Here is a 23756-nt window from a genome sequence, read left to right as displayed (position 1 = left end):
TCAAATCCTGGAGCCCGCGTTGAAGTGCTGCTCGAGGCGTCGGGTCAGGCGGGCGATCGGGTAGCAAAGCGTGAAAAAAGCGGCCATCACCACGATGTAGGCGATGATCGTGAAATCGAGCCGGCGCACGGCCGTGCTGGCATCGGTTGCCGCATGCAGGAGTTCGTGCACGCCGACCAGCGAGGCAAGCGACGTGCCCATGGTGATGGACGCCAATATGTTCATCCATGGCGGCAGCGAGCGCCGCAGGCATTGCGGCAGAATGATCCAGCGCAGCGCCTGGCTGCGGGAAAACCCCAGTCCCTTTGCCGCTTCCCATTGCGTGGTCGGGATCGAAAGAATGGCGCCACGCGTAATCTCGGCCACATAGGCGCTGGCCGGTATGGCAAGCCCAATCACCGCTTTCAGCCAGTCCGGGAAGGGCAGATAGTTGCCGAACACGACGATCTCGAAGGGAAAGATATAGGTCGTGGCGAAAATCAGCACGAGATGCGGGGCATTGCGGAAGGCCTGCACATAGGCGACGACGGGGTAACGCACCGGCCTGTAGGGCACCAGTTGAAGAATGCCGAATATGGTTCCGACCACCGTTCCCAATGTCATCGCACTGAGGCTGATGACGACGTTCATCAGGAAGCCGGAGGCGAGATAGGGAAGCCACTCCACCAGTTCGCGCCCAAGGGTGAGATCGGCCAGCGACCAGAGGAGAATGAGGGCAGGGAGTGCTGCGAAGCCGATATTGCGCAGCAGGTGGCCGCTCTTGCGCGGCTCGGAAAGCGCCACCGTCGTCATAGGCCATATCCCGGAACGGCGAGCTTGCGCTCTACCCATAGGCCGACGCGGGCGACGACGAGATTGATGAGACTGAAGAACAGCAGGATGACGATCATCAATGACACCACATTGTCGCGCTGCGTCCACACCATGATAGAGGCATAGGTGATCTCGCTGACTGCAATCGCATTGCCCACCGTCGTCAGTTTCACGAGGTTGATGAGGTTGTTGACGATCGCCGGCAGCGACGCCCGGAACGCGAGAGGAATTTCGACGTAACGAAGGATCTGCAGCTTGCTGAAGCCGATACCGCGCGCCGCCTCCACGGTCGAGGCCGGAACCGCTTCGATACCCGCTCGGATCGCCTCGGCATGCAAGGCGGCAATGTGCAGCCCGACCACCGCCACCACCCAGAAGAACGGCGTCAGCGGATTGTTCTGCGCGCCGCCGACCAGGTTCGACACGAAGGTATTGAGGACGAGGAAGCTGAACATCAGTTGCACCAGCGTTGGCGTGTTTCGGGTGATTTCCACGAAAGCGCGCACCGGCGCGGAGAGCCAGAGCCTGTCCGATGTCAGGCAGGCGGCAAACAGCAGTCCGGCAATCAGGCTGACCGGGATCAGCAGGGCGATCAGATAGAGCGTGGTAATGAAACCGTCACGCCATATCTGCGCTTCGTAGCCCGTTGCCAGAAACTCGTAGTTCAGGCCAAGCCTCTTCGTCAGGTCGACGAACAGGCCGGTTATGCCGCTATTCCACATGTCGCTCTACGACCCGTCTTATTTGCTGGCTGTCAGGGTCTTGCGCTCCTGCTCGAGATATTCGGTGTTGCTGAGCCTGTTCGCCTTGGCAAACTCCAGCAATTTTCCGGAGGTATGAAGCTGCCGAATCGTCTTATCGAGTGCCTCGGCCGTTTCCTTTTCGCCTTTGCGAACCCAGATGACGGAATCGGACGGGATCAGTTCCGTCGGGAACAGAATGGCGTAGTCCTTCCAATCCTCAGGGCGATCCTGCAGCAGCAGGCCAAGAGTTGCGCCGACATGCACCGCGACCACGCAATTGCCCCCCTGCAGCGCCAGCAGCGATTCCGGCTGGCTCGGCAGGCCCTTTACCTCGGCGCCGTATTTTTCGATCAGCGGCTGGGTGTAGTTAGACCCCTGAGAAACGCAGACCGGCTTTCCTTTGAGATCTGCCCAGTCCTTCAGGCCGCTGTCTTTACGTCCGACGGCAGCGCCGCCGCTGCGGTCGTATGGCGTTGGCACCCAGTCGAGGACTTTGGCGCGATCTTCGGTGTATTGCATGTTGGCAATCAGAATATCGACCTTGCCCTGCTGGAGAAATTGCACCCGGTTCGGCGGCGTGACGGTGACCGTTTCGAGTTTGACGCCGAGATCGTCGGCCAGCGCTTTGGCGATATCGAGATTGTATCCCTTCTGCGTTTGCGATGTCGGATCGATATAGCCGAAGGGCGCGCCGGACAGGATGACGCCGACGGTGAGGGCGCCGCGGGCTTTAATGCGATCGAGCGTGGCATCCGCGAATGCCTGCGTTGTGGCCAGCAGCGAAATCGACATGGCGAAAAGCGCCTTTGGCAGAATTTTATGTGACATTTTGAGCTCCATTACGAAACGTAGGAAGGAAAGAAAGGGATGGAAAAGAGAAGGCCGGACGAAATCGAAACCGGCGATGCGGCGGGCGCTTGGTGAATAATCTCACTCATGCCTCGTCTCCGGATGCGTCGAAACCGCCGGCCTGAAGAAGAGCCGCGACCGCCTTTCGGGCAATCTCCGCCGGCCTCGCTTCCGGTCGCAGGACCGATGCGGCAAGCACGCCTTCGTAGACGACGAGCAATTGCTCGCTGATCTCGTCGTGAGCCGGGCCTGGCGGGACAAGCCGGCCGAAGAGGGCGCGAAGAAAGGCCTTATGCGCGCGGGCCACGTCCCGGATCGCTGCCGAGCCGGGGTTTTCGGTCACCGCAATGAGGAAGGCGCAGCCCCGGAAGCTTTCGTTGCGGGTCTTGTCGGCCAGGCTATCGAAGATCGCGAAAATGGCCGGCGCACTGCTTTTGCCGGCGACGAGTTTCTCCAGTTGATCGCTGACCAAGGTATGGCGGTGGCTGAGATAGGTGACGATGAGACCCTCTTTGCCGTCGAAATGACGGTAGAGAGTGGCGCGGGCAATGTTTAGTTCCCGTACGATTTCGTCGATGCCGACCAGATAGGTGCCGCGCTGGTAGAAAAGGTCGCTGATCGCATCGATTATTCTTCCGCGGGTCGACATTTGGGCAGTTTTGAAAGGCATCGGTGACCAGTGAGAGAGAAGGAACGTTCTTTCTCAAAAGATCACCATCACGATCGTTTTTATAGATTTTATTTTTTCAAATTCATGCGAGCTTTGAAAAATCCTCCGCGCGAGACGCCGTTGATTGGCCTCTCGTCTAACGCGTGGTCACGAAATCGGCCGAGGCGACGAGGTTGCTCGGCGCCTGCGTCTTCTTGAACCTCAGCGTCACCACCTTGTAGCCTTCGGCCTCGAGTTCCGATAGCAGGGTCGGCAGCATCGTTGCCGTGCGTTTGTGGATGTCATGCATCAGGATGATGCCGCGGCCGCGCTTGTGCAGCAGGTCCATCGTCCGCTGCGTCACGGAGGCCGGTGTGATGGCGAAATAGTCCTTGCTGTCGATGTCGACATCCATGACCACCATATCGCGCAGGGCGATCGCGGCGCGCAGCCGGTGGCTCTCGGCAAGATAGGGGAAGCGGAAGAAGGAGACGTCGGTTCCCGTCGCCTTGGTCACCGCCAATTCGCCTTTGATCACCTCGGCCATCGCCGCGTCGAAATCGAGCAAACTCAGATTGGCGTGGTCATAGGTGTGACTGCCGATCGTGTTGCCGTCCTCGGCGACCTTGCGGGCGAGCGCCGGATGCATCTCGGCCATTTCGCCGACCATCATGAAGGCGCCCTTGACGCCGAACTGGTCGAGGATGGCCAGCACCTTGTCGGTCCGGCCGGGGATCGGGCCGTCGTCGAAGCTCAGGATCACTTCCTTGTTCTGCAGCTTGAGATCGGCGAGGGAGGAGACCTCAAGCGTCCGTCCGGCCAGATGGTGCCAGCCGGTCATACGCGGCGCGGCTGCATCGTCGCCGGCATAGCCAAATTTCCGCCCCTCGGGCGCAATCACCGAGGAGGTCTTGATCGATGTATCCGGGGCCTGTTTGGTGGTGCTGCAGGCAGACAGCGCGGCCGTAAGGGCCATGCAGGACAGAATGAAAAAGCGATACATCGAAAGGGCTCAACAAATCGGTAACGAATGTTGAGACAACCTTTCGAATTATGGTTAACGATTGGTTGATGGCGGCCGAAATTGTGCCGATCCGCGGCACTTCGCCACGCTTTGGACGGAGCATGATGCCGAAAAGTGTCAGCGGTTTTCGGGCGACATCATGTTTTGAGGAATGTGGCTATCCTGCCATGGCTTCTTCGTATTCGGCCGAAAGCATCAGCCAGTCTTCCTCGGCGGCAGCCAGCTTGGCCGCGGCCTCGCCGCGCTGCTTTGCCTTCTCGGCCGCCTTGGCGGGCGTCTTTTCGTAGAGGGCGGGATTTGCAAGTTCCGCGTCAAGCGCCTGAATCTGTTTCTCCAGCTTCGCCGTCAAGGATTCGATTTCGTTGATCTTTTTCTTGAGCGGCGTCAGCGAGGCACGACGTTCGGCATTGAGCTTGCGCTGGTCGGCCTTCGACGTCGCATCCTCAGTCAGCTGCGGCTTTTCTTCTTTTTTTTTACCGGATGTGACGATCAGGTCGCGGTATTCGTCCATGTCGCCTTCGAAGGTCGTCACCGTGCCGCCATTGACCAGCCACAGCCGGTCGACCGTCGCCTCGATCAGGTGGCGGTCATGCGAGATCAGAATGACGGCGCCTTCGTACTCGTTCAGCGCCTCGATCAGCGCCCGGCGGCTGTCGATGTCGAGGTGGTTTGTCGGTTCGTCGAGGATCAGCAGATTGGGTGCGTTGAAGGCGGCGAGCCCCATCAGCAGCCGGGCCTTTTCGCCGCCGGAAAGATCCTTGGCGGCGGTCGCCATCTTCTCGGTCGCAAGCCCCATCTGGGCGACGCGGGCGCGCACCTTCGGCTCCGGCGCGCCGGGCATCAGCCGGCGCACATGCTCGACCGGCGATTGCTCGGGAATGAGGTCGTCGAGCTGATGCTGCGCGAAGAACCCGATCTTCAGGCTCGGCGCCAGCTTCACTTCGCCGCTTTCCGGCGCAAGCCGGCCGGAGATGAATTTGGCGAAGGTCGATTTGCCGTTGCCGTTCGAGCCGAGCAGGGCGATGCGGTCGTCATTGTCGATGCGCAGGTTGAGGTTCTTCAGGATCGGATTGCCGGGCTCGTAGCCGACGGCGCCGCTCTGAATCGCCACGATCGGCGAGGCCGGCTGCTTTTCCGGCTCGGGAAAAGTGATCGGCTGTACGTGATCCTCGATGACTGCGGCAACGGTTCCCATGCGCTCGAGCGCCTTGACGCGCGATTGCGCCTGCCGGGCCTTGGAGGCCTTGGCCTTGAAGCGGTCGATGAAGCTCTGCAGATGTTTGCGCGCCGCATCGTTCTTGGCCTTGGCCTTGGTCTGCAGTTCGTCGGCTTCCGCCTTCTGCCGCTCGAACTGGTCGTAGCCGCCGCGATAGAAGGTCAGCTTCTTCTGGTCGAGATGGACGATTGCGTTGACCGCGTTGTTCAGGAGGTCGCGGTCGTGGCTGATGATGATGACCGTGTGCGGATAACGCCGGACATAGTCTTCCAGCCACAAAGTGCCTTCGAGGTCGAGATAGTTTGTGGGTTCGTCGAGCAGCAGCAGGTCCGGCTCGGAAAACAGCACGGCGGCCAGCGCGACGCGCATGCGCCAGCCGCCTGAGAAGGAAGAGGCGGGGCGGGCTTGCGCCGCCTGGTCGAAGCCGAGGCCGGCAAGAATGCTCGCGGCGCGCGCCTCGGCCGAATGCGCGTCGATATCGACGAGGCGCATCTGGATTTCGGCGATGCGGTGCGGATCGGTCGCCGTTTCCGCCTCGGCAACGAGGGCGGCGCGTTCCTTGTCGGCTGAAAGCACAATCTCGATCAGGGATTCCTCGGTCGCCGGTGCTTCCTGCGCCACCTGGCCGATGCGTGCCGCCTTCGGGATCGACACGGATCCAGTCTCCGAGCCGAGATCGCCGGTAATGACGCGAAACAGCGTGGACTTGCCGGCGCCGTTGCGCCCGACTAGCCCCGCCTTTGTGCCCGAAGGCAGCGAAATGCTGGCATTGTCGAGAAGCAGGCGCCCGGCAATGCGGGCGGAAATATCGGTGAGCGTGATCATGGCCGGCGTTTTGGCCGAAAGCGCCCGCCAAGGCAAGAGCTTGTCCGCTTCTCAGTGGCCGAAGGCTTGCACCGGCTGGCGGGGGTTGGTCTGCGCGGCGAGAAGCGCCACGCGGGCATTGGCCTGCAACTGTCCGGGCGTTGCCGCATCCGTGCTGAGGGCAACGCCGATCGAGATGGTCAGCCTGCCGCGATCGGCCCTGTCAGAGGTCGCGAAGACCAGATTGTCCTCGACGGAGGCACGCAGGCGCTCGGCGATCGTCATCGCATCCTGCATGCCGACATTGGCAAACAGGAAAGCGAATTCGTCCGCCTCGGTGCGGGCGACGAAGTCGTTTTTCTTGACCGACTTGCGGAAGAGGCCGGCGAGCTTTTTCAAGAGCTTGTTGCCGGCCTGGGTGCCGTATCTGTCGTTGAGATCCCTGAAATTATCGATATCGACCATAACAAGCGCGCTGCCGGCGAACCCCTCTTCGCGCTGATAGAGTTCGGCGATCTCGCGGTTCAGCGCGATGCGGTTCGGAAGTCCGGTGATCCGGTCGGCGACGGCGGCCGACTGCATCGCCGAAATGCCCCGTTCCAACCTTTCCAGTTTCTTGATGTCGTCCTGCAGCCTATCCGCGATCTCCGTTTCCGCCGACAGCACCGTCGCCAGCGAGGCGGAGAGGTAGTCGATCTCGCCGAGAAACGCGGTGAGGCTCTGGTTGTCGTTGCCGGAAACCGATTTCAAGATCGTGCCGCAGGCGTGTGCAAAGGCGTCTTTGTGCCGCAGCCCCTCGGCAAGCCTCTCCGCCACCTCGCGCAGCATCCGGCTCGCCTCGTTGCGCGAGGTCTCGCCGGCCAGGCCGCAATGGCCGACAAGGCGGTATTTCAATCCGAGTGCGTCGAGCATCGCCTGTTGCGGCTGCGGCCCGAGTGCTGCGATATCCTGGGCAAGACCGGCATTGAGCCCGACGATCGCCTCGTGAAAAAGTTCGTAATTGCGCGGCAGCGCCGCAATGTTCAGCCGCGTCAAGTGCTGAGCGATCCTCTGAATGTCGGCCATAGGCGCCGGGTGCGCCGCCTCGCGCGGCACCAAAGCGTTTACGCTTGCATTCTGCATGACGATTCCTCGCAGCCGGCTTTTCCCTTCATTCCGCTATGCCTGCAAGGCTTTAAGAGAGGTTGAATCTTTGGCTGGATTGCCTGCGCAACCGGCAAAGGCGGTTAATGCGGTCTTGATGATGAAGGCTGCCTCACATCCACTCGCGGCCTTCGCTGCGCAGGAAGTAGATGAGATCGAGACTGAGGCTCGGCTTGCCGAGCGCCGTCAGCGTCATATGGCATTGGCCGCGATGATGGGTCTGGTGATTGAAGAGATGCGCAAGCGCCGGCTGCAATGGCTGGGTGATCTCGATCGGCTGCGTCACCGGCGCATAGGTGAAATCGGCGGCAAGGCTTGCCTCGTCAAGCGTGCCCGTCCAGGCAATGATCCGCTCGTCCTCCGCCCTGCGTGCGACGGTAAGCGCATCCAGCTCTTCGTAGAGAACGGCATCGAGTGTCGCCGGCGCCTCGCCGGTACCGGTGAAACGCTTCATCCAGATCCGGTCGGCGGCGAGCAGGTGATTGAGCGTGCGGTGCAGTGAGCCGAAGAAGGCGCCGCGGTCGCTGCGGAATTCCGCATCGCTGAGTTCGGTCGCGGCCGCGTAGACCTGGGCGTTGGCCCAGCGGTTATACGCAGCAAACATCCTGTAATGTCGGAGCATTCGGTCCCCCTGTCGTGATTACGGCAGTCTAGCCAGTTTCCCGAGAAATCCGAGTGATGGCGCCATGAAATTTCCTGATTTGATCGCAGGCTTTTTCTGTCGTGGAATGCACTGCGTTTCGATCTCGAAAGGACTGTCATGACCAGAGCCCTCTATTCCCTGTGCGGTGCCGACAAGCAGCACTTCTTCTCGCCTCATTGCTGGAAGGCGGTGATGGCGCTGGCGCATAAGGGGCTCGATTTCGAGGAGATCCCGACGACCTATAGCCGCATCCGCGCGATCGGCGGCGGCGTCTCGCAGACCGTGCCCGTTCTCGATGATAACGGCCGGCTGATCTCCGACAGTTTCTCCATCGCTCTCTATCTGGAGGAGGCTTATTCCGAGCGGCCGTCGCTGTTTGGCGGGGAGGGCGGCAAAGCGCTGTCGCGCATGGTCGAGGGCTATTCGCAGATGATCATCCATCCGGCGATCATGCGCATCGTCCTTCTCGAAATTCACGCCAACCTCGACGAGGGAGACAAGGCCTATTTCCGCGAAAGCCGCGAAGCGCGTCTCGGCAAGCCGCTTGAAGTCGTTGCTGCCGACAGCGAGGCGGAGAAAGCCGCCTTCGGCGCCAAGCTCGAGCCGCTCCGGCATATGCTGAAATTTCAGCCCTTCATCGGCGGGCAGACGCCGCTGTTTGCCGATTATATCGTCTTCGGCGCGCTGCAATGGCTGCGCGTCTGCGCCGGCCTCGCCATGCTGGCCGCCGACGATCCCGTCCGGGAATGGTTGGAACGCTGCCTCGATCTCCATCAAAGCCGCGGCCGGACTGCGACAGCGGCGTGAAATTGCCGCGGGGGCTTAGCTGGCGTTCAGTGCCGCCCCATGACCAAGGCGGATCTGGGCGTTAGCGCAGCGGGCTAGGTTTTCCGAAGACGCGGCCGACCATCGACGCGATCGCATTTGCTGCCGAAGCGAACATGGAAGGCTTTGGCACGATGGGCGGCAGGCCCATTTCCAAGCGCTGCCGAGGCGTCAGCGATACCGTATCGACGAGGGTCCACGCATCGCCGGTGGCAACATCGATCAACCCGAGATCTGCGGCCGCTTTGACTACGTCATCATCCGCGAGGCCGACACCGGAAACACGGCCTCCTTCTGTAGCAACAATGGTCAAAAGCGTATCGATTTCCCGTGAATATGACACCTTTCGCTCCCCCCCCCCCAAGCACCTCACACCCTGGCGCACCGAGTAACAGGTTGTGAAATGCTCGTAAATCGCCTGTAACGTTGGTCATGGAAAGAGACCAAAAATGGTCCGTCAGGTTACATTTTGCCAATCACCGTCATCAGGCTATTTGCCGTATCCAAAAGCTTGAGAGAAGCGAACTTAAATTCAGGTTCTACAAAATGTCGTCCGATATAGATTTGGTTTAAATAATATCGGCGACATGTATATTTTCTTATTTGGAAGATTTTTATGCTTAATGAGTAAGAGGAGAGTTTTGGTTGTTTCAAACACTCAGGACTTGTTGTCTTTCAGCCATTCGATCTTGCGTGAAGCGCCATTCGAGTGTGCGCGCTGCAGTCACGCATGCCTCGATCGTCACCAAACCCGCAACAGCACTGTGACAGCGGCGTGAAATTGCCGCCGACCCCTTGTTTTCGGGCGTTGGGGCGGGTAAAGACCGCCCACTTTTCCCGAGAAAACAGAGGATTTGACTATGGCGATTGAACGCACCTTCTCGATGATCAAGCCGGATGCAACCAAGCGCAACCTGACGGGCGCCATCACCAAGATGCTCGAAGATGCCGGCCTGCGCGTCGTCGCCTCCAAGCGCGTCTGGATGAGCCGCCGCGAAGCCGAAGGCTTCTACGCCGTTCACAAGGATCGTCCCTTCTTCGGCGAACTCGTCGAAGGCATGACCTCCGGCCCGACCGTCGTTCAGGTTCTGGAAGGCGAAGGCGCCATTCTCAAGAACCGCGAGATCATGGGCGCGACCAACCCGGCAAACGCTGACGAAGGCACGATCCGCAAGGTTCATGCGCTGTCGATCGGCGAAAATTCCGTTCACGGTTCGGATGCTCCGGAAACGGCGGCCCAGGAAATCAAGTACTGGTTCTCCGATACCGAAGTCGTCGGCTGAGTCCACGCTTCGGCATTGGCTCGCAATGCCTTGAATTGACTCTCGAAAGCCGGGGCCTGGCCCCGGCTTTTTCTATGCAGGTATTCCTATGCCGGGCACTTGTCGGTATTGGAAAAATCGACGCTGCCATCCGGCTTGAAGACCTCAGGGTTCTTGTCATAGAGCGCACCAACGACGAGCGGCTTGCTCGGCAGCACGGTCTGATCCAGGTCGGATCGGAACTGCGTCTTCAATTCCTGCAGCACCTTGCCGTCCTTGTCGACCAGCCGGACATTCACTGCATAGGGTCGGTCCTTGCGTACGCAGTGCAGGTTTTGGCTCTGCAGCGCGATCTTGTCGTCGATCGGATAGATTTTCTGGTTCAGCACCAGCGGTTCGCCGCCTTGAGGATTTTCGAATTCGGCAATGATGACCGAACCGTCGGGGATAGGCCCGGTCTTTTTCAGCGTCAGCAGATAGGTGGCGCTCGCCACCCGATAGTTGAAGACGAAGAGGTGGCCGGTCACTTCGACCAGGTTTTCGGCCTGACGCTGGCAGGCGGACAGCAGGAGGCCGATTGCCGCCGCTGTGACGATCAGATGTTTCCTCATGGGATGTCCTCCTTCTTGCGACGATAATGCCGGTTCGCCTTGGCGCGGTTGCCGCAGACCGCCATGTCGCACCAGGCTCGGCTCCTGTTCTTGCTGCGGTCGATGAACAGCCAGCCGCAATTGCCGCAGATTTTCATCCGCTCCGGATCCGGCATGGCAATCAGCCGCAGCACCGAATGGGCGGTCGCCGCAACTAGGCTGCCGGGGCTTGCCTCGCGCAGCACCTTTGCCAGCGCGTCCAGCAGTCCGGCCAGCAATTGGTCGTCGCCGCCATCCAGTATACGCTTGCGGAAATAGCGGTCGATTGCTTCCCGCAGCGCGATGAAATCTGCCTCGTTTTCCCTGGACAACGGGGCGATATCGCCGAAGAGGGCCCGCTCGGCGCAGAATTCGGCAGCGGCGCGCGGAAAATCCCGCATCTGATCCCGGGCCGCGAAGCGGTCGATCCGCCGCGCTGCATCGTGGCGCAGCACGACGCTATTGGCGACATCGAGCGCCAGCGCGCCTCCGGCAAAGCGGTGAGGGGTCCAGGAAAAGCTCATGATGAAATTATAACTGGTGAAGTCCGTTTTACCAGTTATAATTTTGGCGACGCGGAGTGTCTGGGATGGCCTATCTTCTGCAGCAGCTGGCGAATGCGGTTCCGCTCGCGGCCCTCTATGCCGCGCTCGCTTTCGGCTATTCCGTCGCCTTCGGCGTGACCAAGCGGGCCGACATCACCTATGGGGCGATCTTCGCCTTCGCAGGGCAGATCCTGCTGCTCTTCACCGAACTCGCCTATGTCAAGTTCTGGCTGGTGCTGCCGGCAGCCCTTGCCGTCGGCGCCGGCGCTGCGATCGTCTACTCGTTGGCAGCGGGCCTGTGGATCGGCCGATCGATCATGCTGCCGCTGGTCAGCAGATCCCCGAATACGGTGATCGTCGCCGCCCTCGGCATCATGATCGTGCTGATGGAAACCGCCCGGCTCGCCGCCGATACCCGCGCCATCTGGCTGCCGCCTTTCCTGAACGGTACGGTCGTGTTCTGGAGCGACGGCCCGTTCAAGGTGACGCTGACTTATATCCAACTGATCGATACCGCGCTGATGGCGGCCATCGTCGCCGTGGGGACGCTGATCCTCAGGCGCACGGCCTGCGGCCGCGTCTGGCGCGCCGTCACCGACGATCCGCTGGCCGCCGAACTCTGCGGCACCAGCGCCGACCGCGTTTTTCTCGTCGCTTATGCGGCAGCCGCCCTCGTCGCCACGATCTGCGGCATCCTCGCCACTTTCTATTACGGCTCGATGGATTTCGGCGCCGGCCTGATGTTCGGGCTGAAAGTGCTGCTGATATCAGCCGTCGGCGGCTACTCCGACCCGCTGCGCTCGGCCGGCGGCGCCGCCGGCCTTGCCGTCGTCGAAACCCTATGGGGCGCCTACGGCCCCTTCGTCTGGCGCGATCTGGTCATCTTCTCACTGCTCGTCCTGCTCTTGGTCATGAGCCGCAGGGAGCGAGTGGTGCTCTGATTACTTCCACTTGTCGCGCGCCGCGTCGTCGGCATCCTTTGCCGCGATCCAGTCGCCGGCGCCGCCATCCCTAGCGTGCTCCTTCTTCCAAAAAGGGGCCGCGGTCTTCAGGAAATCCATGACGAAGTTGGCGCCATCGAACGCCGCCTGCCGGTGCGACGCGGCCGCGACGACGAGCACGATATTCTCGCCCACGGCGATCTTGCCGTAGCGGTGGATGGCGGTGAGGCCGAGCAGCCCGAAACGTGTAATGGCAAGGTCGCCGATCCGGATCATCTCGGCTTCGGCCATGCCGGGGTAATGTTCGAGTTCGAGAGCGGCAAGCGTGCCGCCGTCATCGCGGCAGAGGCCGGAAAAGGTGACGATGGCGCCGATGCCGGGGTTGTTTTTGGAGAGGCGGTCGACCTCGGTCTGCAGGTCGAAGTCTTCACGCTGGACGCGGATGGTGGGGGTGACGGTCAATGCAACCTCCCCCTTCTCTCCGGCGGGGAGAAGATGTCCGAAGGACAGATGAGGGGGGTGAGCGGCGAAAGCCGCGAACGCACTGAGCGCAAGCGAAGGGCAGCCTTGCTCCCGGCGGCCCCCTCATCCGCCCTTCGGGCACCTTCTCCCCGAGGGGAGAAGGGGGAACATGCCGCGCCCGCCCTCATCCCGATCACCCTCCCGTCATCGGCGGAAATATCCCGATCTCCCGCGCGCCTGCTATCGGCTCGTCATGCTCGGCATGCTCCATGTCGAGCGCCACGCGGATCACGTCCGGATATTGAAGTGCGGCCTCATATTCTTCGCCCAGCGTCTTCAAATGATTCAGAAGATCGGCGACGGTGACGACGGAGGAGGGGAGGTCGATCTCCTCCTCAGCCTTGCCGATGCGCTCGCGCACCCATGCGAAATAGACAAGCCGCGTCATTCCTCGTCATCCACGATATGTTTCAGCCCGGCGCGGAAATAGTCGTAGCCGGTATAGATGGTCAGCAATGCGGCGATCCATAAGAGCGCGATGCCGGTCTGCGTCGTATAGGGGAAAATCTCGTCGCCGGCAGGACCCGCGAGCAGGAAGGCGATGGCGACGAGCTGCAGCGTCGTCTTCCACTTGGCGATCCGCGTCACCGGCACGCTAACCTTCAGCGCCGCCAGATATTCGCGCAGGCCGGACACCAGGATTTCGCGGCAGAGAATGGTGATCGCCGCCCAGATCGACCAGCCGGCAATCGTCTGGTCGGCTGCGACCAGGAGCAGGATCGAGGCCACCAGCAGCTTGTCGGCAATCGGGTCGAGCATGCGGCCTATATTCGACGTCTGGTTCCAAATGCGCGCGAGATAGCCGTCGAGGAAATCGGTGATCGAGGCGATGACGAAGATCCACAGCGCCACCCAGCGCGCCGTGTTGCTGATCGACAGCCTGCCTTCGATGAAGAAGCAGAGAACGATCAGCGGCACGGCGAGGATACGGCCGTAGGTCAGAAGATTGGGGATGCTGTACGCACGCGATGCCATGGGATCGTTTCTCTGAATGGATGCACCGCTACAGCGCCGCGCGTCTTTTCAGGACGCTGTAACACTTTGAACCGACGCATCGTACTTTCCTGATAATCGAGTCCGATTTTCGGGCCGATGCGGTAGATGACGGCTTTGACCGCGGACCGTCAACATTCTTTCTGTCTTTTCACTGCCTTTGCGTGGAATTTGCGACGGACGCCGGTTATTTCGCGGCGTCATCGTGGAAATGGTTATAAACCTGCTTGGCGACCGCTTCCGAGATGCCTTCCACCGTCATCAGGTCGGAGAGCGCGGCGCGCGAAACCGCTTTTGCCGTGCCGAAATGCTGCAGCAGCGCGCGCTTGCGCGACGGGCCGATGCCGCCGATCTCGTCGAGCGGGTTCTTGACCATTTCCTTCTTGCGCCGGGCCCGGTGCGAGCCGATGGCGAAACGATGCGCTTCGTCCCGCATGCGCTGGACGAAATAGAGCACCGGATCGCGCGGCGGCAGGGTAAAACTCTCGCGTCCCGGCGGGAAGAAGCGCTCGCGCCCGGCATCGCGGTCGACGCCCTTGGCGATGCCGATCGCCATGACGCTGTCGGTGATGCCGAGTTCGGTGAGGATGGCGCGCACCGCCGTCATCTGCCCCTGGCCGCCGTCGATCAGGATCACGTCGGGCCAGGCCGGGAAGGGCATGTCTGCGGCGTCGGCAGTGGCCGTCTGCGCCGATCGGTCGGGAATGCCTTCCTCCTTGATCAGCCGCGAGAACCGCCGCGTCATCACTTCCTTCATCATGCCGAAGTCGTCACCGGGGGTGATGTCGGTCGATTTGATGTTGAACTTGCGGTACTGGTTTTTGACGAAGCCTTCCGGCCCCGCGACCACCATGCCGCCGACGGCATTGGTGCCCATGATATGCGAGTTGTCGTAGATCTCGATGCGCTGCGGCGCATAGGCAAGCCCGAACGTGTCCTTGAAGCCTTCGAGCAGCCGCGACTGCGACGCCGTCTCGGCAAGCTTTCGCCCATGCGCCTCGCGGGCATTGCCCACGACATGGTCGACCAGATCACGCTTCTCGCCGCGCTGCGGCACCAGGATCGAAACCTTGTGGCCGGCCTTTTCGCTGAGCGCGGCTGCGAGCAGTTCCATCTCCTCGATCGTTTCCGACAGCATGATCTGCCTCGGCACCGGCTTGTCGTCGTAGAATTGCGCGAGGAAGGCATTCAGCACTTCGGCGCCGGACAGCTGCGGATCGGCTTTCGGGAAATAGGCGCGGTTGCCCCAGTTCTGTCCGGTGCGGAAGAAGAACACCTGGATGCAGGAGACGCCGCCCTCGTGGTGGATGGCGAAAACGTCAGCCTCCTCGACGCCGGCCGGATTGATGCCCTGATGGCTCTGCACATGCGAAAGTGCGGCCAGGCGGTCGCGATAGATTGCCGCCCGCTCGAAGTCGAGATCCTCGGCCGCCTGGTTCATGGCCTCGGCCATATGCGACTTGACCTTCTGGCTCTTGCCGGAGAGGAAGTCCTTCGCCTCCTGCACCAGTTCGGCGTAACCCCCGTCGCTGACCTCGTGGGTGCACGGTCCGGAACAGCGCTTGATCTGGTAGAGCAGGCAGGGGCGGGTGCGCGTTTCGAAGACGCTGTCGGTGCAGGTGCGGATCAGGAAGGCGCGCTGCAGCGAATTGATCGTCCGCCCGACCGCGCCGGCCGAAGCGAACGGCCCGAAGTAGTCGCCCTTTCGCGCCCGCGCACCGCGATGCTTGAAAATGGCAGGCGCCCGGTGATCGCCGGTGATGAGGATATAGGGAAAGGACTTGTCGTCGCGCAGCAGCACATTAAAGCGCGGCCGCAAGCGCTTGATCAGATTCGCTTCCAGGAGCAGCGCTTCGGTTTCCGTGCGCGTCGTCACGAATTCCATGTTCGCCGTCTGGCGCACCATCTGGGCGATGCGGTTCGAATGCACGCGGCCGACGGCGTAATTGCCGACGCGTTTCTTCAGGCTGCGCGCCTTGCCGACGTAGAGCACGTCACCCTCGGCGTTGAACATGCGGTAGACGCCGGGGCTGTTCGGCAGCCGCTTGACAAATTCGCCGATCAGCTCGGCCCCGATGAGCCCGGTCTCGTTGAGGCTGCCGGCGTTCCAGTCGACACCAGCCGCAAGCGGGGTGGCGGCGGAAACGTCGCCTTCCACCTCGATCTCGTCTTCGCTCTCATCCGTATCGTCGTAGAGAACGCCGCCATCCGGCAGCTTTCGTCCGTTCATTCCGTAATCTCCGCCACATCGGGCGTCTGCCAGGCAAGGTGCTGGCCGCCGTCGAGGGCAATCATCTGGCCGGTGATCGAGGGCGTGTCGTAAAGGAAGCGAATCGTTTGTCCGAATTCCTCCAGCGCCGGCCCTCGCTGCAGGATAAGGGCTGAGACCTGTGCTTGGAAGTCCTCCTGCGCTTGCCGTTCGCTCGGCATCGACGGGCCGGGGCCGATGGCATTGACGCGGATGGCCGGCGCCAACGCCTGGGCAAGCGTCTGCGTCGCCGTCCACAGCGCCGATTTGGAGAGCGTATAGGAATAGAAGCTGGGCCTCAGTGCCCAGACCCGCTGGTCGATGATGTTGACGATCAGCCCGGCGGCCTCGCCGGGTATCTGCTGCGCGAAGGCCGCGGCAAGGATCGAGGGCGCCCGCACATGCAGGTCGAAATGCAGTGCCCAGGTGTCGGCGTTGAAACTGCGAACGGAATCATTCTGGAAGATCGACGCATTGTTGACGAGCAGATCAAGCGGGCCGAGCGCTGCCGACGCCTTTGTGACCAGCTCGCTTGTTTCGCCGATATCGGTAAGGTCGGCCTTGAGCGCGATCGCCCGAAATCCCTTCCGCCGCAATTCCGCCGCCAACTCTTCGGCTTCAGCGAGGGAGCCGTTTGCGTGGATCGCGACGGAAAAGCCATTTGCAGCAAGGTCTTCGGCGATTGCCCGGCCTATTCTTTTAGCAGCCCCTGTTACAAGGGCCGAGCGAAGTCTTTTGTGGTTCAAAATCCTGCCTTCTAATCCCGCGAGTCTGTCTGCCGACTATATAGGCGCGGGCGGAGATTATATAAATAGGTCGTTGTGGTTGCGTCCGCGGGCGGGATATTCTATGTATTATTTAAGAATGCGATTTCTTAAAATAAGTATTTTAAGTTTAACCCTTCAGTAAGGTTAATGAAGTGTATGTTGCGACAAAGCAACATCGAATTTCGGCCATGCGGCAGCCACAATGATATCACAATTTGGCTCTTTCAAATCCGCATTTGAGTTCCAATTTCAGTCTCGATCCGGAAGGGACATCTGGCAATATCCCGCCAATGCTTCACTGATAGACAGATGATAAGCGGTGCGGGACTGAAAGGAGACTAAGTATGCGTGTACTCATTGCTGGCCTCATGGCCTCCGTTTTTGCAATTGCGGGCGTCTCGGCAGCTCAGGCGGCCGATGCCGTCGACCAGGTTCCGGAAGCACCGGTCGCCCAGGACGCTCCGGTCAAGCCGGCCGGCAGCTGGGAAGGTTTCTACCTCGGCGGCGCCGGCACCTATAACATGGGTGACTTCGGTTCCGACCGTCACACCTATGGTTTCGGCGGCCAGGTCTTCACCGGCTACAACTGGCAGCAGGGCCAGATCGTTTACGGCGTTGAATCCGATCTCGGCTACAGCGGCGACGACGTTTCCTCGGGCGGCGTCAAGAACAAGTATGGCTGGAACGGCTCCGTCCGTGGCCGCGTCGGCTACGACATGAACCCCTTCCTGCTCTACGGCACGGCCGGTCTCGCCCTCGGCAACATCAAGGTTTCCGACGGCACCTCGGACGAAAGCAAGACGAATTACGGCTATACCGTCGGCGCCGGCGTCGAAGCCTTCGTGACCAACAACATCACGACGCGCTTGGAATATCGCTACACCGACTATCAGAGCAAGGACTACGACCTCGACTCCGGCAGCTTCTCGCGCGGTTACGACGAGAACAGCGTCAAGCTCGGTATCGGCGTCAAGTTCTAAGCCGAACGGAATTATTCAAACATGGAAAAGCCGGGCACGTCGCCCGGCTTTTTGCTGCTCGCCTGTTGTTGCCAGGCGCTCAGGCCTGGGTCTTGAGTTCCTGATAGGCTGGGAATTTCTTTTCGAACTGCCGCAACCAGTCGATCAGCGGTGCATGATCGGCTTCCCACTGGCCCTTGAAGCGCAGATCGAGATAGCCGAGCGTGGCGGCCAAGGCGAAATGCCCGCCGTTGAGTTTCTTGCCCAATTTCGGCGGCTTGGCACTCAGATGCGCAAGCCCGCTCGTCACCTTCTTCCATTGCCGGTCGATCCAGGGCTGGTGGATCTTTTCCTCATCGCGAAAACGCCGCTCATACATGATCGCCAGCAGGCAATCGCAGATGCCGTCGCAGAGCGATTCGAGGACGTCGGCATCCGTGCGTTTGCCCTTCTTGGAGGGATAGAGCTTGCCCTTCGCCAGCCGGTCGAAATAGTGCATGATCGCCACGCTGTCGAAGACCGAGGCGCCGTCATCGGCCAGCAGCGTCGGGATCTTGCCGAGCGGATTGTTCTCCACCAGGATCGCCGGCGCCGTATTGGTGTCGACCCGGATGGCGTTCAACTCGAGATCCAGGAAATGCGCGGCCATCCGCACCTTGCTGGAATAGGGGGAGGGCGGCGACCAAAGGAGCTTCATGAGATACCTGACGAGATTGTGAAACTGCGGCGGACTATTCCCGAACCGGGTTAATGGGTCAATCGTCCTTCACCGCCTTGGTCTCGCCGCGCAGCCAGAAGGCCCGGTGCGAGGCGAAGCGGTCCTGGGCCAGATGGTCCTTCAATGCTGGCAGCAGCTGGTGCAGCTCGTCCTTCAGCGTGAAGGGCGGGTTGACGATGACGAGGCCCGAGCCCGTCAATCCGGTGATGCCGCGGTCGCTCCGAACGGAAAGTTCGGCGCAGAGCATTTTCGGAATGTCGAGCGCCTGTAGCCTCTCGTGGAATTCCTTGATCGGCGCGCCCTTTTTCAGCGGATACCACAGGCAATAGGTGCCGCCGGGAAAACGGCGATAGGCCTTTTCCAGCCCCTCGGCCAGACGCTGATATTCGTCCTCTTCCTCGAAAGGCGGATCGACGAGCACGATGCCGCGCTTCTCCTTCGGCGGCAGATGCGCGCCGAGCGCCAGCCAGCCGTCGAGCTCGGTGACGCGCGCATGGTGGTCGCCTTCGAACAGCCGGTGCAGCCTGACAAAATCCTCGGGATGCAGCTCCATCGCCGACAGCCGGTCCTGCGGCCGGAACAGCAGGCGCGCCAGTTTCGGCGATCCGGGATAGAAGCGGATGCCGCCCTCGGGGTTGAGTTCGCGGATGGCTGTCAGGTAGGGCTCCAGCAGTTCGGAAACCTGCGGTCCGAGATCGGTCTCCATCAGCTTGCCGATGCCGTCGAGCCATTCGCCGGTTTTCTGCGCTTCTTCGGAGGAGAGGTCGTAGAGCCCGATGCCGGCATGCGTGTCGAGCACGCGGAAGGCGCCATCCTTCTTCTGCATGTAGCGGATCAGCCGCGCCAGCACGGCATGTTTCAGCACATCGGCAAAATTGCCCGCATGATAGATGTGGCGGTAGTTCATTTTCGGTGATGTCCGTATGAATTCGCGTCATGGGAAAGTTTGTGGCTTTTGGCCGTGCAAGGCTTGGAATATACAAATGCCATGAACATTGCGACCCCCATCCACGCCAAATCCCCGAAGCCGGACACCAGGGTAGGCCACACCGCCTGTCCGCACGACTGTCCCTCCACCTGCGCGCTGGAGGTCGACATATCCGAGGACGGCCGCATCGGCCGCGTCCGCGGGGCCAATGATCACTCCTACACCTCCGGCGTCATCTGCGCCAAGGTCGCCCGCTATGCCGAGCGGCTCTATCATCCCGATCGCCTGATGCATCCCCTGCGCCGCGCCGGCGCCAAGGGGGCAGGGCAATGGCAGCAGATTTCCTGGGACGATGCGCTGGATGAGATTGCCGAAGCCTTCGTGAAGGCCGAGGCGCGGGACGGCAGCGAGGCGATCTGGCCTTATTTCTATGCCGGCACCATGGGCTGGGTACAGCGCGATTCGATCGATCGCCTGCGTCACGCCAAGCGTTATTCCGGCTTCTTCTCTTCGATCTGCACCAATCCGGCCTGGACCGGCTTCACCGTGGCGACCGGCACGCTGCGCGGCCCCGATCCGCGCGAGATGGGCCGCACCGATTGCGTCGTCATCTGGGGCACCAATGCGGTCTCGACCCAGGTCAATGTGATGACCCACGCCATCAAGTCGCGCAAGGAGCGCGGCGCCAAGATCGTCGTCATCGACATTTACGACAATCCGACGATGAAGCAGGCCGACATGGCCTTGATCGTCAGGCCCGGCACCGATGCGGCACTGGCCTGCGCCGTCATGCACATCGCCTTCCGCGATGGCCATGCCGACCGCGACTACATGGCGCGCTATGCCGATGATCCCGCCGGCCTCGAAGTCCATCTGAAAACCAAGACGCCGCAATGGGCGGCCGATATCACCGGCCTTTCGGTCGAGGAGATCGAAGCCTTTGCCCGCCTCGTCGGCACGACGAAGAAGACCTTTTTCCGCCTCGGCTACGGCTTCACCCGCCAGCGCAACGGCGCCGTCGCCATGCATGCTGCCGCCTCGGTCGCCACCGTGCTCGGCTCCTGGCAGTATGAGGGCGGCGGCGCCTTCCATTCCAACAACGATATCTTCCGCATGAACAATGCGGAACTGACAGGCCGCTCGATGAAAGACGGCGATATCCGCATGCTCGATCAGTCGCAGATCGGCCGGGTGCTGACCGGCGATCCGGTGGCGCTGCGCCATCGCGGCCCGGTGACGGCGATGCTGATCCAGAACACCAACCCGGCCAACATCGCCCCCGAGCAGCGCCTCGTCAAACGCGGTTTTGCCCGCGACGACCTGTTCGTCGCCGTGCACGAGCAGTTCATGACCGAGACGGCCGAGATCGCCGACATCGTCATTCCCGCGACGATGTTCGTCGAGCATGACGACATCTACCGGGCCGGCGGCCAGAACCATATCCTGCTCGGGCCGAAGCTGGTCGAGCCGCCGCCGACCGTGCGTACCAATCTCTTCGTCATCGAGGAACTGGCCAAACGCCTCGGCGTCGCCGATCGCCCCGGCTTCGGCTTTTCAGCCCGCGAAATGGTCGATCGCTTACTGGAATCGAGCGGCCTGCCGGATTACGAGCATTTCCTAGAACACAAATGGTTCGATCGTCAGCCGGCCTTCGAGGAGGCGCATTTCCTGAACGGCTTTGCCCATCCCGACGGCAAGTTTCATTTCCGCCCGGACTGGATCGATCAGCCGGCGCCGAACAAGCCGCCGGCGGCGGTCGGCCTGCTCGGGCCGCATGCCGAGCTTCCCGCCTTCCCCGATCAGGTCGATGTCATCGAAGTCGCCGATCCCGGGCATCCCTTCCGCCTCGCCACCTCGCCCGCCCGCAATTTCCTGAATTCGAGCTTCGCCGAGACCAAGACCTCGCGTCAAAAGGAGGGCCGTCCTGAGGTGATGATCAATCCGGCCGACGCCGAAGCCAACGGCATCGCCCATGGCGATCTCGTCCGAATCGGCAACAGCCGCGGCGATCTGCGCATCCACGCCCGCATCACCACCGACGTGAAGCCTGGCGTGCTGATCGCCGAGGGCCTCTGGCCGAACAAGGCGCATATCGACGGCGAGGGTATCAATGTCCTCACAGGCGCCGACCCGGTCGCGCCCTATGGCGGGGCGGCCGTGCACGATAACAAGGTCTGGATTCGCAAGGACGCAGCATGATGCAGCCGAAATCACGCGTGAAGATCGTCAGCGCGGAAACGCTGTCGAATGGTTGGACAAAGCTTAGCAGCTATCTGCTCGACTATATCGACCGCAAGGGCGCGACCCAACGCTTGAAGCGGGAGGTCTACCACCGCACGCACGCCGCCTGCATCCTGCTTTATGATCCGCAACGCGATCTCGTCATTCTCGTCCGCCAGTTCCGCCTTCCCGTCCATCTGAACGGCGATCCCGCCTGGATGATGGAGGTGCCGGCCGGCCTCCTCGATGACGATCATCCCGAACAGGCGATCCGCCGCGAGGCGATGGAGGAAACCGGTTACCACCTGCGCGACGCGCGTTTCCTCTTCAAATGCTACAGCTCGCCCGGCGCCATCACCGAAGTCGTTCACTTCTTCGTCTCGCTGATCGACATCGCCGACCGCGTGGCGGAAGGCGGCGGCCTGGACGAGGAGCACGAGGATATCGAGGTTCTCGAAGTCCCGCTCGATGAGGCAGCCCAAATGATCGAAAACGGCGAGATCTTCGACGCCAAGACGATCATGCTGCTGCAATGGGCCTTGTTGAACAGGAATAAGCTTCGATAGCGGGTGAGCGGTCTCGGGCAACCCGCCGGGTTGGGCTCAAGACGGTTTCGGTATCGCGGTTCTGGCGTTCGAAAAGTTCATACGTTTGTCACGAAGCGGTTCTATCCGCTGCGGTCTGTCAATCATCGATGCGGTCAGGAGAAAGCCCATGTGGCTCAGCAATTTCACCCTCGTTCTCCCCAACGAGGTGGTGAGTGAAGGTTCCGTGCGGGTTGAAGACGGCGCCATCGCCGAAATCAGGCCGGAGCGGGTCGCCGGGGCTGCCATCGATGGCGGCGGGCGGCTGCTGATGCCGGGCTTCGTCGATCTCCACGGCGACATGATCGAGCGCGAGATCGCGCCGCGCCCGAACGCGACGATGCCGATCGATTTCGGCATCCACGAGCTCGACAAGAAGCTGGCCGCCGCCGGTGTCACCACGGCCTTTGCCGCCGTCTCTTTCGCCACCGAAAGTGTTTACGGCCACGTCCGCTCGCTGGAGACCACCTCGGCGGTGATCGAGGGCATCAACCGCCTGCGCGATGATCTGCTGATCGACCACCGCGTCCACGCCCGCTACGAAATCACCAATGTCGGCGCCGCTGCCGCACTCGAGCGCCTGCTCAATGCCGACCAGATCGATATGGTTTCGCTGACCGACCACACGCCGGGGCAGGGCCAATACAACAACCTGCAAAGCTACATCCTCAGCATTTCCGAGCGCCGCGCCATCTCTGAGGATATGGCCGCCGAGATCGTCGCCAAACGCATCGCCATGCGCAGCAATCCCGAGATCGAGGCCAAGCTGAAGGAGATCGTCGCGCTGTCGCTGAAGCATAAGCTGTCGCTTGCCTCGCATGATGATGACAGTGTCGAGAAAGTCGCGGAAATGCACGATCTCGGCGTCACCATCAGCGAGTTCCCGGTGACGGCGCCCGCCGCCGAAGAGGCGCGCCGCCGTGGCCTCTGGACGCTGATGGGCGCGCCCAATGCGCTGCGCGGCCAGTCGATGTCGGGCAATCTCAGCGCGCTGGATGCCGCCAGGGCCGGCCTCTTGAGCGTCATAGCCGCCGACTATCACCCGGCCGCCTTCGTGCCCGGCATCTTCAAGCTCGCCGAGATGGTGGAAGGCGGCTTGCCTTCAGCCGTCGCCATGGCGACCGGCAACGCCGCCCGCTCCGCCGGCCTCTCGGATCGCGGCGAAATCGCCATCGGCCAGAGGGCCGATCTGGTGGCGGTCGAACCGGGTGAAGTCCATCGCATCCGCGCCACCTTCCGCGCCGGCCGCTTCGTCTATAGCGACGGCACCCTGCATCCGCTGCGGGCGCTGGCGGCTTAGTTTTAACGCGAGTTTGTCGTCCAGAAGTGTGATCCACGTGTGTGTGGGCTGACCAAAGGAACCGCCGCGATTTTCCTATTGTCGCGCGGTTCGCAGCTGTGACGACGGGCATCGACCTAATTTGCTGAGACCCTCCTGCTGTCAGCAGCCTGATCTCGTCGCTATTAAAACTTTAGCTTCTGCTGCGATAATTACTTCAACCTCCATGCGTATATCAACTAAAAGGAGAAAGGGTCGCGCCGGCCTTCAAGGAGGAGTAGGGGTCATGCGACACCGGGCCGACCAAAACCTGAGCGGAGTGGAAACTAGAGTCTGTCAGCGCTAATCGGAATCGTGCGGAGATTCCCTTGCCTTTGATTTTGTGATTCAAGGTCATTGCTGGTGTGGAGGCCGGCAATGATGGTGCGACCTCTTTCTCTGGATTTGCGAAC

Annotated in this window: 26 protein-coding genes; 7 read left to right on the top strand and 19 right to left on the bottom strand. The window is 61.3% G+C overall.

Features of this window, described 5'->3' with window-relative positions; genetic code table 11:
• From ATY75_RS04950 to ATY75_RS04915, 8 genes are all read right to left on the bottom strand, one after another.
• The gene (locus tag ATY75_RS04950) at window positions 1-792 is read right to left on the bottom strand and encodes an amino acid ABC transporter permease (RefSeq protein WP_088936678.1); all 792 of its coding nucleotides are present in this window, start codon (window positions 790-792) and stop codon (window positions 1-3) included.
• The gene (locus tag ATY75_RS04945; protein ID WP_088936677.1) at window positions 789-1535 is read right to left on the bottom strand and encodes an amino acid ABC transporter permease; all 747 of its coding nucleotides are present in this window, start codon (window positions 1533-1535) and stop codon (window positions 789-791) included. The genes ATY75_RS04950 and ATY75_RS04945 overlap by 4 nt, the downstream gene beginning before the upstream one ends.
• An 18-nt stretch (window positions 1536-1553) precedes the next feature.
• Window positions 1554-2384, bottom strand: a complete 831-nt coding sequence (locus ATY75_RS04940) for a transporter substrate-binding domain-containing protein (RefSeq protein WP_088936676.1) — start codon at window positions 2382-2384, stop codon at window positions 1554-1556.
• A gap of 106 nt (window positions 2385-2490) precedes the next feature.
• Window positions 2491-3054 (bottom strand): TetR/AcrR family transcriptional regulator, encoded by a 564-nt coding sequence (locus ATY75_RS04935; protein WP_245317534.1) that lies wholly within the window; start codon window positions 3052-3054, stop codon window positions 2491-2493.
• Between the two features lie 157 nt (window positions 3055-3211).
• The gene (locus ATY75_RS04930) at window positions 3212-4057 is read right to left on the bottom strand and encodes a polysaccharide deacetylase family protein (RefSeq protein WP_088936674.1); all 846 of its coding nucleotides are present in this window, start codon (window positions 4055-4057) and stop codon (window positions 3212-3214) included.
• Between the two features lie 178 nt (window positions 4058-4235).
• Window positions 4236-6119 carry an ABC-F family ATP-binding cassette domain-containing protein gene (locus tag ATY75_RS04925; protein WP_088936781.1) on the bottom strand — a complete coding sequence of 628 codons (1884 nt, stop codon included), beginning with the start codon at window positions 6117-6119 and terminating at the stop codon, window positions 4236-4238.
• A 51-nt stretch (window positions 6120-6170) separates the two neighbouring features.
• Complete coding sequence (locus ATY75_RS04920) at window positions 6171-7220, bottom strand: GGDEF domain-containing protein (protein WP_088936673.1); 1050 nt, start codon at window positions 7218-7220, stop codon at window positions 6171-6173.
• A 133-nt stretch (window positions 7221-7353) separates the two neighbouring features.
• Window positions 7354-7863 carry a DinB family protein gene (locus ATY75_RS04915; RefSeq protein ID WP_088936672.1) on the bottom strand — a complete coding sequence of 170 codons (510 nt, stop codon included), beginning with the start codon at window positions 7861-7863 and terminating at the stop codon, window positions 7354-7356.
• Window positions 7864-8001: 138 nt separating this feature from the next.
• Between ATY75_RS04915 and ATY75_RS04910 the strand changes: the two genes are divergently transcribed.
• Window positions 8002-8691 carry a glutathione S-transferase family protein gene (locus tag ATY75_RS04910; protein ID WP_088936671.1) on the top strand — a complete coding sequence of 230 codons (690 nt, stop codon included), beginning with the start codon at window positions 8002-8004 and terminating at the stop codon, window positions 8689-8691.
• A gap of 61 nt (window positions 8692-8752) precedes the next feature.
• On the opposite strand, the gene ATY75_RS04905 is transcribed toward ATY75_RS04910, so the two are convergent.
• Window positions 8753-9022, bottom strand: coding sequence for a hypothetical protein (locus tag ATY75_RS04905; protein WP_088936670.1), 270 nt, complete (start codon window positions 9020-9022; stop codon window positions 8753-8755).
• A gap of 547 nt (window positions 9023-9569) precedes the next feature.
• Here ATY75_RS04905 and ndk point away from each other — a divergent pair.
• Window positions 9570-9992 carry a nucleoside-diphosphate kinase gene (gene ndk / locus ATY75_RS04900; protein ID WP_003574140.1) on the top strand — a complete coding sequence of 141 codons (423 nt, stop codon included), beginning with the start codon at window positions 9570-9572 and terminating at the stop codon, window positions 9990-9992.
• 86 nt (window positions 9993-10078) lie between these two features.
• Here the strand turns inward: ndk and ATY75_RS04895 are convergent, their stop codons facing one another.
• Both ATY75_RS04895 and ATY75_RS04890 read right to left on the bottom strand, forming a co-directional pair.
• A complete protein-coding gene (locus tag ATY75_RS04895; RefSeq protein ID WP_064837964.1) occupies window positions 10079-10582 on the bottom strand; it encodes a hypothetical protein in 504 nt (167 codons plus the stop codon).
• Complete coding sequence (locus ATY75_RS04890; RefSeq protein WP_088936669.1) at window positions 10579-11124, bottom strand: CGNR zinc finger domain-containing protein; 546 nt, start codon at window positions 11122-11124, stop codon at window positions 10579-10581. The genes ATY75_RS04895 and ATY75_RS04890 overlap by 4 nt, the downstream gene beginning before the upstream one ends.
• Before the next feature lie 65 nt (window positions 11125-11189).
• Between ATY75_RS04890 and ATY75_RS04885 the strand changes: the two genes are divergently transcribed.
• The gene (locus ATY75_RS04885; RefSeq protein WP_088936668.1) at window positions 11190-12086 is read left to right on the top strand and encodes a branched-chain amino acid ABC transporter permease; all 897 of its coding nucleotides are present in this window, start codon (window positions 11190-11192) and stop codon (window positions 12084-12086) included.
• On the opposite strand, the gene ATY75_RS04880 is transcribed toward ATY75_RS04885, so the two are convergent.
• From ATY75_RS04880 to ATY75_RS04860, 5 genes are all read right to left on the bottom strand, one after another.
• Complete coding sequence (locus ATY75_RS04880) at window positions 12087-12548, bottom strand: molybdenum cofactor biosynthesis protein MoaE (protein WP_088936667.1); 462 nt, start codon at window positions 12546-12548, stop codon at window positions 12087-12089.
• 193 nt (window positions 12549-12741) lie between these two features.
• Window positions 12742-12996, bottom strand: coding sequence for a molybdopterin converting factor subunit 1 (moaD, locus tag ATY75_RS04875; protein ID WP_088936666.1), 255 nt, complete (start codon window positions 12994-12996; stop codon window positions 12742-12744).
• Entirely contained in the window at window positions 12993-13583 is a 591-nt protein-coding gene (gene pgsA / locus ATY75_RS04870; protein WP_003587473.1) for a CDP-diacylglycerol--glycerol-3-phosphate 3-phosphatidyltransferase, read from the bottom strand. The genes moaD and pgsA overlap by 4 nt, the downstream gene beginning before the upstream one ends.
• 205 nt (window positions 13584-13788) lie before the next feature.
• Window positions 13789-15831 carry an excinuclease ABC subunit UvrC gene (gene uvrC / locus ATY75_RS04865; RefSeq protein ID WP_088936665.1) on the bottom strand — a complete coding sequence of 681 codons (2043 nt, stop codon included), beginning with the start codon at window positions 15829-15831 and terminating at the stop codon, window positions 13789-13791.
• The gene (locus ATY75_RS04860) at window positions 15828-16595 is read right to left on the bottom strand and encodes an SDR family oxidoreductase (protein ID WP_088936664.1); all 768 of its coding nucleotides are present in this window, start codon (window positions 16593-16595) and stop codon (window positions 15828-15830) included. The genes uvrC and ATY75_RS04860 overlap by 4 nt, the downstream gene beginning before the upstream one ends.
• Before the next feature lie 365 nt (window positions 16596-16960).
• Here ATY75_RS04860 and ATY75_RS04855 point away from each other — a divergent pair, with 365 nt between their 5' ends.
• Entirely contained in the window at window positions 16961-17596 is a 636-nt protein-coding gene (locus ATY75_RS04855) for an outer membrane protein (RefSeq protein ID WP_064837971.1), read from the top strand.
• Window positions 17597-17675: 79 nt separating this feature from the next.
• Here ATY75_RS04855 and ATY75_RS04850 read toward each other — a convergent pair whose 3' ends face one another.
• Window positions 17676-18272, bottom strand: coding sequence for a glutathione S-transferase family protein (locus ATY75_RS04850; RefSeq protein WP_064837972.1), 597 nt, complete (start codon window positions 18270-18272; stop codon window positions 17676-17678).
• Between the two features lie 58 nt (window positions 18273-18330).
• Window positions 18331-19200, bottom strand: a complete 870-nt coding sequence (locus tag ATY75_RS04845) for a 23S rRNA (adenine(2030)-N(6))-methyltransferase RlmJ (protein WP_088936663.1) — start codon at window positions 19198-19200, stop codon at window positions 18331-18333.
• Between the two features lie 81 nt (window positions 19201-19281).
• Between ATY75_RS04845 and ATY75_RS04840 the strand changes: the two genes are divergently transcribed.
• The 3 genes from ATY75_RS04840 to ATY75_RS04830 all read left to right on the top strand — a co-directional run bounded on the left by ATY75_RS04840 (window position 19282) and on the right by ATY75_RS04830 (window position 23325).
• Window positions 19282-21420 carry a molybdopterin oxidoreductase family protein gene (locus ATY75_RS04840; RefSeq protein WP_088936780.1) on the top strand — a complete coding sequence of 713 codons (2139 nt, stop codon included), beginning with the start codon at window positions 19282-19284 and terminating at the stop codon, window positions 21418-21420.
• Entirely contained in the window at window positions 21417-22007 is a 591-nt protein-coding gene (locus ATY75_RS04835; RefSeq protein WP_088936662.1) for an NUDIX domain-containing protein, read from the top strand. Before ATY75_RS04840 ends, ATY75_RS04835 begins: the two co-directional genes overlap by 4 nt.
• Window positions 22008-22155: 148 nt before the next feature.
• Window positions 22156-23325 (top strand): alpha-D-ribose 1-methylphosphonate 5-triphosphate diphosphatase, encoded by a 1170-nt coding sequence (locus ATY75_RS04830; protein ID WP_088936661.1) that lies wholly within the window; start codon window positions 22156-22158, stop codon window positions 23323-23325.
• Between the two features lie 214 nt (window positions 23326-23539).
• On the opposite strand, the gene ATY75_RS34880 is transcribed toward ATY75_RS04830, so the two are convergent.
• Window positions 23540-23756: hypothetical protein (locus ATY75_RS34880; protein WP_210199547.1), on the bottom strand; the 217-nt coding region annotated here is incomplete at its 5' end.

The sequence above is a fragment of the Rhizobium sp. N122 genome (assembly GCF_002211295.1).
In the GTDB taxonomy this organism is placed as follows: domain Bacteria; phylum Pseudomonadota; class Alphaproteobacteria; order Rhizobiales; family Rhizobiaceae; genus Rhizobium.
Note: the sequence above shows the minus strand (reverse complement) of the source record. Positions and strands in the feature narration are given on the sequence as shown.